The 12,024-nt window shown below is 69.4% G+C and carries 10 protein-coding genes and 1 pseudogene; 5 read left to right on the top strand and 6 right to left on the bottom strand.

From position 1 onward, the window contains the following. A pseudogene (locus A5698_RS28565) lies at nt 1-175 on the bottom strand (PDZ domain-containing protein); the annotation flags it as partial. 70 nt (nt 176-245) lie between these two features. Between A5698_RS28565 and A5698_RS10355 the strand changes: the two are divergent. The 3 genes from A5698_RS10355 (at nt 246) to A5698_RS10345 (ending at nt 3,913) form a co-directional block, all read left to right on the top strand. Next, the gene (locus tag A5698_RS10355) at nt 246-1,640 is read left to right on the top strand and encodes a zinc-dependent metalloprotease (protein ID WP_502688904.1); all 1,395 of its coding nucleotides are present in this window, start codon (nt 246-248) and stop codon (nt 1,638-1,640) included. A 62-nt stretch (nt 1,641-1,702) separates the two neighbouring features. Beyond that, nucleotides 1,703-2,530 (top strand): cyclodehydratase, encoded by an 828-nt coding sequence (locus A5698_RS28945; protein ID WP_068296062.1) that lies wholly within the window; start codon nt 1,703-1,705, stop codon nt 2,528-2,530. 42 nt (nt 2,531-2,572) lie between these two features. Next, entirely contained in the window at nt 2,573-3,913 is a 1,341-nt protein-coding gene (locus tag A5698_RS10345; protein WP_068296070.1) for a macrolide-binding ATPase MABP-1, read from the top strand. Between the two features lie 94 nt (nt 3,914-4,007). Here the strand turns inward: A5698_RS10345 and A5698_RS10340 are convergent, their stop codons facing one another. Further along, nucleotides 4,008-4,286 (bottom strand): WhiB family transcriptional regulator, encoded by a 279-nt coding sequence (locus A5698_RS10340; protein WP_067295359.1) that lies wholly within the window; start codon nt 4,284-4,286, stop codon nt 4,008-4,010. A gap of 449 nt (nt 4,287-4,735) precedes the next feature. Beyond that, the gene (locus A5698_RS10335) at nt 4,736-6,916 is read right to left on the bottom strand and encodes an ATP-dependent DNA helicase UvrD2 (protein ID WP_068296067.1); all 2,181 of its coding nucleotides are present in this window, start codon (nt 6,914-6,916) and stop codon (nt 4,736-4,738) included. Between the two features lie 83 nt (nt 6,917-6,999). Between A5698_RS10335 and A5698_RS10330 the strand changes: the two genes are divergently transcribed. Further along, on the top strand, nt 7,000-7,251 hold the full coding sequence (locus tag A5698_RS10330; RefSeq protein ID WP_068296060.1) for a mycoredoxin: 252 nt from the start codon (nt 7,000-7,002) through the stop codon (nt 7,249-7,251). On the opposite strand, the gene nudC is transcribed toward A5698_RS10330, so the two are convergent. Continuing rightward, the gene (nudC, locus tag A5698_RS10325) at nt 7,248-8,174 is read right to left on the bottom strand and encodes an NAD(+) diphosphatase (RefSeq protein WP_068296057.1); all 927 of its coding nucleotides are present in this window, start codon (nt 8,172-8,174) and stop codon (nt 7,248-7,250) included. The genes A5698_RS10330 and nudC overlap by 4 nt on opposite strands. Beyond that, nucleotides 8,174-9,250 (bottom strand): potassium channel family protein, encoded by a 1,077-nt coding sequence (locus A5698_RS10320; protein WP_068296055.1) that lies wholly within the window; start codon nt 9,248-9,250, stop codon nt 8,174-8,176. The genes nudC and A5698_RS10320 overlap by 1 nt, the downstream gene beginning before the upstream one ends. Nucleotides 9,251-9,298: 48 nt before the next feature. Between A5698_RS10320 and A5698_RS10315 the strand changes: the two genes are divergently transcribed. Then, nucleotides 9,299-9,694, top strand: coding sequence for a DoxX family protein (locus A5698_RS10315; RefSeq protein WP_068296053.1), 396 nt, complete (start codon nt 9,299-9,301; stop codon nt 9,692-9,694). On the opposite strand, the gene A5698_RS10310 is transcribed toward A5698_RS10315, so the two are convergent. Then, on the bottom strand, nt 9,691-12,024 hold a 2,334-nt coding region (locus A5698_RS10310), incomplete at its 5' end, for an ATP-dependent helicase (RefSeq protein ID WP_068296051.1). The genes A5698_RS10315 and A5698_RS10310 overlap by 4 nt on opposite strands.

Genomic DNA, 12,024 nt, shown 5'->3' with positions numbered 1-12,024 from the left:
GGTAGACATCGGTTCCCTCGATCTGAACGACGGGCTTGCCGTCGACCTCGCCGAGCGTGTCGAACGTCGGCCCCGGCCCCAGGGAGACGTACGGCACCGTCACGACCGACACCAGCACCCCGAACACCAGGATCGGCACGAGCGCGACGAGCAACGTCAAAGTCCGCCTGTTCACGCCGCCCAATCTAAAGGTTGCGCCGTGATTCGCTGTCAGCGAAGGCGCCCACCGACCGGGGCGCGTCCTGGTGGGTACCGTTGAGGGCATGGCTGACCTGCCTTTCGGCTTCTCCGCCGGGGACGACCCCGAGCGCGACAAGCGCAAGAAAGATCCCGACTCCGGGCCCGAGGGGACCGGCGACCCGTTCGGCATGGGCTTTCAGGGGGGATCCGAGTTCGATATGTCGCAGCTGGGGCAGATCTTCTCCAAGCTCGGCGAGATGTTCAGCGGCGCCGGCAGCGCGATGGCCGGGGGTAAACAGTCCGGACCCGTCAACTACGACCTGGCCCGCCAGTTGGCGTCGAGCCAGATCGGTTTCGTCGCCCCGGTTCCGGAGGGGACGTCCTCGGCGATCGCCGACGCGGTGCGCCTCGCCGAGACGTGGCTCGACGGCGTGACCGCGCTTCCCGCGGGCACCAACAAGGCCGTCGCGTGGACGCCGACGGACTGGATCGACAACACGCTCGAGACATGGAAGCGGTTGTGCGACCCGGTCGCCGAACAGATCTCGACGGTCTGGGTGTCGGCGCTCCCGGACGAGGCCCGGACCATGGCCGGTCCGCTGCTGTCGATGATGACGCAGATGGGCGGGATGGCATTCGGTTCGCAGCTCGGTCAGGCGCTGGGCAAGCTGTCGCGAGAAGTGTTGACCTCCACTGACATCGGGCTTCCGTTGGGCCCCAAGGGCGTGGCCGCGCTGATGCCCGAAGCGGTCGAGTCGCTGTCGGAGGGCCTCGAGCAGCCGCGCAGCGAGATCCTCACCTTCCTGGCCGCCCGTGAGGCCGCGCATCACCGCCTGTTCAGCCACGTGCCGTGGCTGGCCAGCCAGCTGCTCAACGCCGTCGAGGCGTTCGCCCGCGGCATGAAAATCGACATGAGCGGCATCGAGGAGCTGGCCTCCGGCCTCAACCCGGCCGCGCTGACCGACCCGGCCCAGATGGAGCAGCTGCTCAATCAAGGCATCTTCGAGCCGAAGGCCACCCCGGAACAGACCGCGGCGCTGGAGCGGCTCGAGACGCTGCTGGCGCTGATCGAGGGTTGGGTGCAGACCGTGGTGTCCGAGGCGCTCGGCGATCGCATTCCCGGCACGTCGGCGCTCGCGGAGATGCTGCGCAGGCGCCGCGCCACCGGAGGGCCCGCCGAGCAGACATTCGCGACCCTGGTCGGCCTGGAGCTGCGTCCCCGCAAGATGCGCGAGGCGGCGGCCTTGTGGGAGCGGCTGACCGAAGCCGTCGGCTCCGACCGTCGCGACGCGGTCTGGCAGCACCCCGACCTGCTACCCAGCGCCGAGGATCTCGACGAGCCCGCGGGATTCATCGACCGCATCATCGGCGGCGACACCAGCGGTATGGACAGCGCCATCGAGGAGGCCCTCGCCGACCTCGAGAAGGACATCCAGAACCCGGACGACGACGACAAGTAGGCCCCGGTCGACGCCTGTGGATAACCGCCGGTGACCGCCGCCCGGCGTGGCACGCTCGATCGGTGACGCGTTATGCGTTGAGCGCCGCGACGCCCGTGCTGTCGCGGCCCGACGGGGTCGTGCAGGTGGGTTGGGATCCGCGGCGCGCCGTCGTGATCCGGCCACCGTCGGGACTGCCGTCGGCGACGCTGGCGGATCTGCTGCGCCGCTTGCAGTCGGGCGCCGCATTGACCGACCTGAAGGCGCTGGCCCCCGCGGCGGACGTCGAGGGGCTGGTGGTGTCTCTGGTCGACGCGGGCGTGGTCACCGCAGGCACGCCTCGGCAGGGCCGCACCGCCGCGGTGCGCATCCATGGCCGCGGGCCGTTGTCGGATCTGCTCGCTGGTTCCCTGCGGTGCTCGGGTGCACGGCTGAGCCACAGCACCCGCACCGACACCGGGGCGCCGTCGGAGCCGACCGACCTCGTGGTGCTCGCCGATTACCTGGTGGCCGACCCGCGGATGGTGCGCGAACTGCACACCGCCGGGATCGCCCACCTGCCGGTGCGGGTGCGTGACGGCGTGGGCCTGGTGGGGCCGTTGGTGCTGCCGGGCGTGACGTCGTGTCTTTCGTGTGGCGACCTCCATCGCGCCGACCGCGACGCGGCGTGGCCCGCTGTCGCGGCCCAGTTACGGCACACCGTCGGCACCGCCGACCGCGCGACGGTGCTGGCCACCGCCGCGCTGGCGCTCAACCAGGTCGACCGGGTGGTGCGCGCGGTACGCGGCGGCGCCGACCTGGCCCGGTCGACCGAACCGCCGCCGACGCTGGACACCACGCTGGAGTTCGACGTCAACGTGGGCTCGGTGGTGGCGCGACGGTGGTCGCGGCACCCGCGCTGCGCATGCTGACATCGCCTGTTGGCAAGTCGTTGCGGTGTGTACAGCCGCGTCGTGGATGATGGTCTGGTGAGTGAGATCAAGCGGGGCCGGGCCGCGCGCAACGCCAAACTGGCGAGCCTGCCCGTCGGGATGGCCGGCCGGGCCGCGTTGGGCTTCGGCAAGCGGCTGACCGGTAAGTCGAAAGACGAAGTCAACGCCGAGCTGATGGACAAGGCCGCCCAGCAGCTGTTCACCGTGCTCGGCGAGCTCAAGGGCGGGGCGATGAAGGTCGGCCAGGCGCTGTCGGTGATGGAGGCCGCGATCCCCGAGCAGTACGGCAAGCCGTACCGCGAGGCGTTGACGAAGTTGCAGCGCGAGGCCCCGCCGTTGCCTGCGGCCAAGGTGCACCGCGTGCTGGACGCGCAGCTGGGCACGAAGTGGCGCCAGCGGTTCGCGTCGTTCGACGACAAGCCCGTCGCGTCGGCCAGCATCGGCCAGGTGCACAAGGCGGTGTGGTCGGACGGTCGCGAGGTCGCGGTCAAGATCCAGTACCCGGGCGCCGACGAAGCGCTGCGCGCCGACCTGAAGACGATGCAGCGCATGGTCGGTGTGCTCAAGCAGCTCTCCCCCGGCGCCGATGTCGACAGCGTGGTCGCCGAGCTCATCGAGCGCACGGAGATGGAGCTCGACTACCGGCTCGAGGCCGACAATCAGCGCGCCTTCGCCAAGGCCTACGAGGGCCATCCGCATTTCGTGGTGCCGCGCATCGTGGCCAGCGCTCCCAAGGTCGTGATCCAAGAGTGGATCGAGGGGGTGCCGATGTCGGTGATCATCCGCGAGGGCACTCAGGAACAACGAGACCTGATGGGCACCAGGCTTTTCGAGCTGACCTACGACGCGCCTCGCCGGCTCGAGATGATGCACGGCGACACGCATCCCGGCAATTTCATGCTGCTGCCCGACGACAAGATGGGCGTCATCGACTTCGGCGCCGTCGCCCCGATGCCCGGCGGAATTCCCATCGAGATCGGTCTGGCAACGCGCTACGCGCTCAACGACGATTACGACAATCTGCTCACCACGATGCAGAAGGTCGGCTTCATCCAGAAGGGTGAGCAGGTGTCCAAGCGCGAAATGGACGACATGATGCGCCAATACGTGGAACCGCTCGAGGTCGAGGTGTTCCACTACAACCGAAAGTGGTTGCAACGCATCACCACCGCGAACATGCGCCCCGAGCGCGCCGCGGGTCAGATCAAGGCCGCGCGGCAGATGGACATCCCCGCCAAGCTCGCGATCCCGATGCGGGTGATCGCCTCGAATGTGGCCATCGCATGCCAGCTCGACGCGCATGTGCCAGCCAGAGAGCTTGCCACGGAACTGATTCCGGGCTTCGCGGACGAGGCCGCTTAGCCAGGATTGTCCGCGCCGAGCGCACGCTCGTCAGCGGGTCCACTCGAGGTTTGCATACACATCCGTACGCTCGGCGACGTCCATTCCCAGCCGTTCACGCGGCGTGCGCGGCGACGGTGTTCTTGCGTGGGCGGCCGCGCGGACGCTTGCGGGCGATGATGGTGCCCCGTTCGAGGATCTCACCGCCCCAAACACCCCACGGCTCTTGCCTCTCCAGCGCGGCGGCCAGGCACTCACGCCGGATCGGGCACTCGGCGCACAACGCCTTGGCGCGTTCGAGTTCGACAGGGTTCTCCGCGAACCACAGATCGGGATCGTTCCTGTGACACGGCACCGCCAGCTTCGTCTTCTGTCGGCATGTCCCGAGTGACATGTCCAGTCCTCTGCTTCCTGGTCGTGGGTTTCGTATCTCTTCTGGGATCCGGGACCAGGTCTTGGCGGCTTGGGAATTCGCTCCGAAAAGACCAAGGCCACGGATCCGACTGCGGGTCCGTGGCCTTTTCGGCGAAATCGTCGCTCTACCTGATAGAGCTCCGATCGACGGACGACACAGTCGCGGCGGCGGCGCGGCGCTTACGCTGCGGCGTAATGGCAGCGGCGGCACCGGCGGCATGCGCGGCGGACGCAGGATGCGCCGCGGCGGCGGCGACATGGAGGGTCCGCGTCATGCCAGCAACGGCTACGCCGGTGAAGACGTGATTGCTACCCATGATGTCGACCCTCCTTTCGCACAAAAAGACACCCGAGCGGTGTGATCTTGAGGCTAAGCGTAACAGCCGCAACTGACAATTGATTTTTTGACCAGCGGCTTTGGCGCGATTTTTACGACGATTGGCCGTGCTTGGCGCCGTCGGCCGGCCGACCCCGACCTTTGACCAAGGCCAGCACATCGGCGCCGTACTGCTCGAGCTTGCGCGCGCCGATGCCCGGGATCGCGACCAGCGCGGCGTCGTCGGTGGGCAGCGTCTCCGCGATCGCGATCAACGTGTTGTCGGTGAACACCACGTACGCCGGCACGCTCATCTCCTTGGAGGTGCGCAGCCGCCAGTCCTTGAGCTCGCCGAGCAGTTGCTCGTCGATGTCCGACGGGCAGCTTTCGCAGCGGCGCAACATGATTGCGGCCGGCGCGGTCAAGACGCTGTTGCACACCCGGCAGCGCGGCGTCGCGCCGCGGGGACGACGCGGCTTGTTCGGAGTGTCGCCAGTGCTCGACGACTGCGGTGCGATGCCGTTGAGGAACCGCGACGGCTTGCGGCTCTGACGCCCTCCGGGGGCGCGTGCCAGCGCCCAGCTGAGCGCCAAATACACACGCGCCCTGGTGATTCCGACGTAGAGCAGACGCCGCTCTTCTTCGACCGCCTCGCTGTCGGGACCGTGCGCGAGGGCATGCGAGATGGGCAGCGTGCCGTCGGCAAGCCCGACCAGGAACACCGCGTCCCACTCCAAACCCTTCGCCGCATGCAGCGACGCGAGCGTGACACCCTGCACCACCGGAGGGTGGCGGGCGTCGGCGCGCTGTCGCAGTTCGACGATCAGCGCGCGCAGATCCAGCGTGGGGCGCACCGCGACCTCTTCGTCGACGAGTTCGGCCAGCGACGCCAGCGCCTCCCACCGGTCCCTGGCCTTGGTGCCCGGCGGCGGTTCGGCGGTGAGCCCCAGCGGTTCCAGCACCGCGCGCACCACCTCGGGTAATCCCCCGCCAGCGGGAGGTGCCCCCAGCCCGTCAAGGTCACGTTCGGCGGCGCGCTGCAACGCCACCAACGCCTGGCGGATCTCCTGGCGGCTGAAGAAACCCTCACCGCCGCGCACCTGGAACGGCACGCCGGCTTCGGTGAGCGCCTCCTCGTAGACCTCCGACTGGGCGTTGATGCGGTAGAGCACCGCGATCTCGGCCGGTTCGGTGCCGGATTCGAGCAGCCGCTTGATGTTCTTGGCCACCGCCTTGGCCTCGGCGACCTCGTCGGGGTATTCGGCGAAGCGCGGTGCGGGCCCGGGATCGCGCTGCCCGACGAGGTGCAGCTTGCTGCCCGCCATCCGGCCACGAGCGCCGGCGATGACACGGTTGGCCAGCGACACCACCTGCGGGGTGGACCGGTAGTCGCGTTCCAGCCGAACCACCGCCGCGTCGGGGAAGCGCCGGGAGAAGTCGAGCAGGTAGCGGGGCGTGGCGCCGGTGAACGAGTAGATGGTCTGGTTGGCGTCGCCGACGACGGTGAGGTCGTCGCGCTCACCGAGCCAGGCGTCGAGCACCCGCTGCTGCAGCGGGGTCACGTCCTGGTACTCGTCGACGACGAAACAGCGGTAGCGGTCGCGGAACTCCTGCCCCACCGCGGCGTCGTTCTCGATGGCCGCGGCGGTGTGCAGCAGCAGGTCGTCGAAGTCGAGCAGCGTGGTGCCGTCGCGGCGGGCCTTGAGCGCCTCGTAGCCGGCGTAGACGGCGGCCACCTTCGCGGCGTCGAACGGGATGTCGCGGTGCACCTGTGCGACCGCGGCCGGATAGTCCTCGGGGCTGATCAGCGACGCCTTCGCCCACTCGATCTCGCCCGCGAGGTCGCGCACGTCGTCGGTGCTGGTCGACAGCCGGGCGCGGTTGGCGGCCTGCGCCACCACGGCGAACTTGGTGTCGAGCAGTTCCCACGTGGTGTTGCCGACGACGCGGGGCCAGAAGTACGCCAGCTGGCGGCGGGCCGCGGCGTGAAACGTCATCGCCTGCACCGAACCGGTGCCGACACCGCCGAACGCCGCGTCAAGCGCACGAAGCCGGGCCCGCATCTCCCCGGCCGCACGCTGGGTGAAGGTGACCGCGAGGACCTGGCCGGGGGCGACGTGGCCCGCCGCGACCAGGTGGGCGATGCGCCGGGTGATGGTGCGGGTCTTGCCGGTGCCCGCACCGGCCAGCACGCACACGGGCCCGCGCGGGGCGAGCACCGCTTCGCGCTGCTCGTCGTCGAGGTCGTCGACGGCGTTCGGGGTGCTGCCCACCGAAGCGACCTCTACCGACATGCGGTCCATCTTGGCAGGGGCCGGTGACAAATGACCGACACGGCGTCGGGCATGTTCGGTCCATCGGCTACGTTGAACGCGTTATGAGCGCAGCACAGACTCCCGTGATCATGTACACCACCACCTGGTGCGGTTACTGCGTGCGTCTGAAGAAGGCGTTGCAGGCCGAGGGCATTGCGTTCACCGAGGTCGACATCGAGAAGGATCCGGCCGCAGCGGAGTTCGTCGCCAACGCCAACGGCGGCAACCAGACCGTTCCGACGCTGAAGCTTCCCGACGGTTCGACGCTGACGAACCCGACCGCGCGCGAGGTCAAGGCCAAACTGGCCAGCTAGTCCAGCGCCGCCCAGGATTCGATGATCTCCCGGGCGATCGAGATCGAGCCGGGAAGCAGCAGCCGCGACGGTGAGTCGCTGCTCCAGTCGCCGTGGTCGAGGGCCTCGCGAATCTCGGCGCGGGTGAACCAGGCCGCCTCGGCGATCTCGCCGTCGTTGAACGAGAACTCCTGTTCGGGATCGCCGATGGCGTGGAAGCCGACCATCAGCGACCGCGGGAAGGGCCACGGCTGGCTGCCCAGGTAGGTGACGTCGGTGACCGTCAGCCCGATCTCCTCGGCGATCTCGCGCACCACGCAGCTTTCGAACGACTCGCCGGCCTCGACGAAACCGGCGAGGATCGAGAACAGCCGTTCCGGCCAGACCGTTTGACGGGCCAGCACCGCGCGGTCGTGTCCGTCGTGCACGAGACAGATCACCGCCGGGTCGATGCGGGGAAACTCCTCGTGCCCGTTGAGCGGGTTGATCCGCGCCCAGCCACCCTTGACCGATTTGGTGGGTGCGCCGTCCACGGCGCTGAACCGCGCGTTGTCGTGCCAGTTGAGCAGCGCGGTCGCGGTCGCGACGAGCTGCGCGCTGACGTCGTCGAAGACCTGGCCGGCCCGGCGCAGATCGAGCACTTCGGTTTCGGTGTGGGGATCCTCGGGACCCTCGAGCGCGCCGCGCACCGCCCACACATGCCTGCCGTCGTTCAGCCGACCGAGGAAGACGGCGTTCTCCGGCGGGCGGTCGCCCAACTTGGCGGTGCTGCCGAGCACGACGCGACCGTCGGAGATCAACACCTGGTTGCGGCGGTCGACGCGCAGAAGCAGCGCGTCGGGCCATCCGGCCAGTGCGGCGTCGACGTCGGTGCGCAGGGCGTCGGCCCGGTCGGCACCGACACGCGACAGCAGCGGGACGTTGCGCAGTCGAAACGGTGCCATCACTCGGTGTCCGCGTTGCGGATGTAGAGCAGCCGGTCACCGGATTCGACGGTGTCCACTTCCGGCGAGTCGACCCGCAGCAGTTCGCCGCCGCGGACCACGCCGAGCACGATGTCGTGGAGGTGGCGCGGGGATCCGCCCACCTCTTTGGGGGTCACCTCGCGCTCGGCGATCGCGAAGCCGGCGTCGGGCGTCAACAGGTCTTCCATGATCTGCACAACGCTGGGCGTCTGGGTGGCTATGCCGAGCAGCCGGCCCGCGGTCTCCGACGACACGACGGTCGAGTCGGCGCCCGACTGCCGCAGCAGGTGCTGATTGTCCGATTCGCGGGCGGCGGCGATGATCTTGGCGTTCGGCGCGAGTTCGCGCGCGGTCAGGGTGACCAGCACGGCGCTGGCGTCGTCGTCGGTGGCGACGATGATCGACTTGGCGTGCTGGGCGCTGGCCAGACGCAGGATGTCGGCCTTGGTCGCGTCGCCGTGGACGGTGACCAGCCCGGCGCTGCGGGCGCGTTCGAGCACGCCCGCGTTCTCGTCGACGACGACGATGTCGGCGGGTGCGACCTCGTCGCCGACCATCGCGGCGACCGCCGTCCTGCCCTTGGTGCCGTAGCCGATGACGACGGTGTGGTTGCGCACTCTGCTCCTCCATCGCTGGATCTTCAATGCCGCCCGCGACTGGCTGGTCAGCGTCTCCACCGTCGTACCGATCAGCACGATCAGGAACGCGACGCGCAGCGGGGTGATCACCAGGACGTTGATCAACCGGGCTTCGGGGGTGAACGGGGTGATGTCGCCGTAGCCGGTCGTCGACAGCGACACCGTCGCGTAGTACAGGCAGTCGAGGAACGACAGCTGATTGTCCTGCACGTCGCGGTAGCCGTCGCGGTCCAGGTAGACGATGAACACGGCGGCCATCAGTGCCAGCGTCGCGTAGATGACGCGACGAATGATCCGCTGGGTGGGGCTGACCCACGCTTCGGGGATCCGCAGGATGTCGACGAGCCGCGAGTCGGGCTGCGAGGTCAGGTCCTGCTCGATCGCGGCGAGCCGGCGCCGCAGCCTACCTTTCGCCACGAAGACCCGTTACCGGTCTCGCAGGGTTGTGCACGCCACAATGTAATCATGACCTCTCCCCCGCCCGGACTGCAGCAAGTCGCCAACCCCTCGCGCGCCTATCGGATGGCGGCCGGCCTGCTCGGGATCGGGACACTGCACTTCGTCGCCCCGAAGCCGTTCGACGGCATCATCCCGGCCGAGCTGCCCGGCAGCCCGCGCTTCTACACCTACGCCTCGGGCGTCGCCGAAATCGGTGTGGCCGGTCTACTGCTGTCGCCGAAGACGCGACGGTTCGGCGCGTTGGCCGCCGTCGCGCTGTTCCTAGCGGTGTATCCGGCCAACATCAACATGGTGCGGCTGTGGAAGAACAAACCGCTGCCGATGCGGTTGATCGCGATCGCCCGCCTCCCGCTGCAGATTCCGATGATCGTCGAGGCCGTGAAGGTCTATCGCACCTCTTAGGCCGCCTCCGCCGTCTCCAACAGCCCGGCCAGCTCGTCGAGGTCGGGCAGGTTCTCGGGGGTGACGGTGACGCCGCTGCGCACATAGTGGAACGCCGCCCGCACCGACTCGACCGGGACGCCGTGCAGCGCGGCCCACGCCTGCCGGTACACGGCGAGCTGAATCGCGTTGTGCTGCATGGCTTCCGGCGTGCTCGGCGGTTCACCGGTCTTCCAGTCGACCACGGTGGCGCCTCCGTCGACGTCGGCGAACACAGCGTCGATGCGTCCGCGCACCACCCGATCGCCGATGACCATGTCGAACGGCACCTCGACGTCGATCGGGGTGCGGGCCGCCCACGGCGAGACCGCGAACGCCGCCTGCAGCTCGGCGAGTTCCTCCGCCACGGCGGTCTCGTGGTCGACCGCGCCCGGTAGATCGTCGAGGTCGAACAGCCGGTCGGCGTGGTAGAAACGCTGCACCCAGTCATGAAATGCGGTGCCCAGCAATGCATGCGGGTCGGGCCGCGTCGGCAGCCTGCGGCGAAGCCGCTGCGACACCGCATCGGGATCCTTGTTGAGTTCGACCATCGTGCTCACCGAGAGCTGCAGCGGTAGTGCAGCGGTCGACGGTTCGACCACCCGGTTGCGCTCCTCGATGAGCGCGTCGACGTCGTCGGCCCACCCTTCTTCGGAGTCGACGAGTTCCTCGCTGCGCGTGCCCGCCATCGCCTCGGCGACAATCCGAGCCCCGCGGGTCACGTCGTTGCGATGCGAACCCGCCGGGTCGGCGGGCCAGACGGCTTCGATCGCCGTGTCGCGCAGGGGGTTCGGCTCACCCTCGGCGGGGGCGGGCGGCCAGTGTTCGACGACGCCGCAGGGTCGTCCCTCGTCGGCGGACTGGTCGATGATGTCCTTGAGCTCGCCCAGGAATTCCGACGGGCCGCGGGCCTTGCTCTCCGAGGCTCCCCAGTGGTGGCCCGACAGCAGCAGCGTGTCCTCGGAGCGGGTGAGCGCCACGTAGAGCAGGCGGCGTTCCTCGTCGATGCGGCGTTGTTCGAGGTTCTTCTTGTGCTCGGCGATCACGTCGGACAGCCGCTTGCGGTCGTTGACGTCGGTGGTGTCGAGCACCGGGACCCCGTGCTCGGACAGCGTCGCCCGGTCGCCGCGCAGCAGCGGCGGCAGGTCCCCCGCGTCAGTGAGCCAGGTGCGGGCGGTGCCGGTGGAGGGAAACACCCGGCCGCTCAGGTGCGGAACGGCGACGACCTGCCATTCGAGTCCCTTGGCCGCGTGGATGGTCAGGATCTGCACCCGGTCGGCGACGACGGAGGTTTCGGCGGGAGCCAACCCGTTCTCCACCTCCTCGGCGGCGTCCAGGTACGCCAGCAGACCCGTCACGTCGGCGCTCGGGCGGTTCGCGAAATCGGCGACCACGTCGGCGAACGCGTCGAGATGTTCGGTGCCCGACCACCCCGCCGAGACCGGGCGACGCGCACGCACTTCGGTGTCGATGCCGAGAACGCGGCGCACCTCGGCCACGAGTTCGGGCAGCGGATGCGATAGGTGCGCCCGCAACGCGGTGAGCTCGCGACCGAGCGCGACGATCCGCGCGTGACCCGCCGGCGAATACTGTTCGGGCGCACCGGGATCGGTGACGGCCTCTGCGAGGCATGCGGTGTCGGCGTCGGGGGCGGCCTGCGCTGCGATGCGGTCGGCGACCCCGGCGGGTTCGGCCTGCCCGGTGTCGTCGAGTTGCACCGCGCGCCGCCACAGTGCGGTGATATCGCGGCCGCCCAGCCGCAAGCGCGGCCCGGTGAGCACCCGCATGGCCGCGCTGCCCGCAGTCGGGTCGGCGATCATCCGCAGCATCGCGACCACGTCGGCGACCTCCGGCACGCCCAAGAGGCCCGCCAGTCCGACGACCTCGACCGGCACACCGCGAGCGGTGAGCGCGTCGGCCATCGGTGCGGCGTCGGCGTTGCGCCGCACCAGCACGGCCGCCGTCGGCGCCGGCACTCCCTCGTCGCGGGCGCGGTCGTAGAGGCCGGCGATGTGGTCGGCAACCCAGTCCCGTTCGGCTGCAACATCGTTCAGCAGCGCGCACCGGATCGTTCCCGGCTGGGCATCGGGTCGGGGCAGGAGTGAGCGCACCGCGACGGAACGACGCCGCGCCTGCTCCGAAACGGCGTTGGCCAGGTGCAGCGCACGGGGCGGGTTGCGCCAGCTCGTCCGCAGCTCCAGGGTGGGCGCCGGCGTCCCGTCCGACCGCGGGAAATCGGTGGTGAAGCGCGGCAGGTTGGTCGCCGATGCGCCGCGCCACCCGTAGATCGACTGGATGGGGTCGCCGACCGC

The sequence above is a fragment of the Mycobacterium sp. E136 genome (assembly GCF_001666865.1).
Classification (GTDB): Bacteria; Actinomycetota; Actinomycetes; order Mycobacteriales; family Mycobacteriaceae; genus Mycobacterium.
This window is presented reverse-complemented; position numbering and strand designations above follow the sequence as displayed.

Coding starts and splice junctions, on each gene's coding strand:
- nudC (WP_068296057.1), bottom strand. CDS start 8,174: ATGGCACCGTTTCGACTGCGCAACGTCCCGCTGCTGTCGCGTGTCGGT.
- A5698_RS10330 (WP_068296060.1), top strand. CDS start 7,000: ATGAGCGCAGCACAGACTCCCGTGATCATGTACACCACCACCTGGTGC.
- A5698_RS10315 (WP_068296053.1), top strand. CDS start 9,299: ATGACCTCTCCCCCGCCCGGACTGCAGCAAGTCGCCAACCCCTCGCGC.
- A5698_RS10335 (WP_068296067.1), bottom strand. CDS start 6,916: ATGTCGGTAGAGGTCGCTTCGGTGGGCAGCACCCCGAACGCCGTCGAC.
- A5698_RS10340 (WP_067295359.1), bottom strand. CDS start 4,286: ATGTCACTCGGGACATGCCGACAGAAGACGAAGCTGGCGGTGCCGTGT.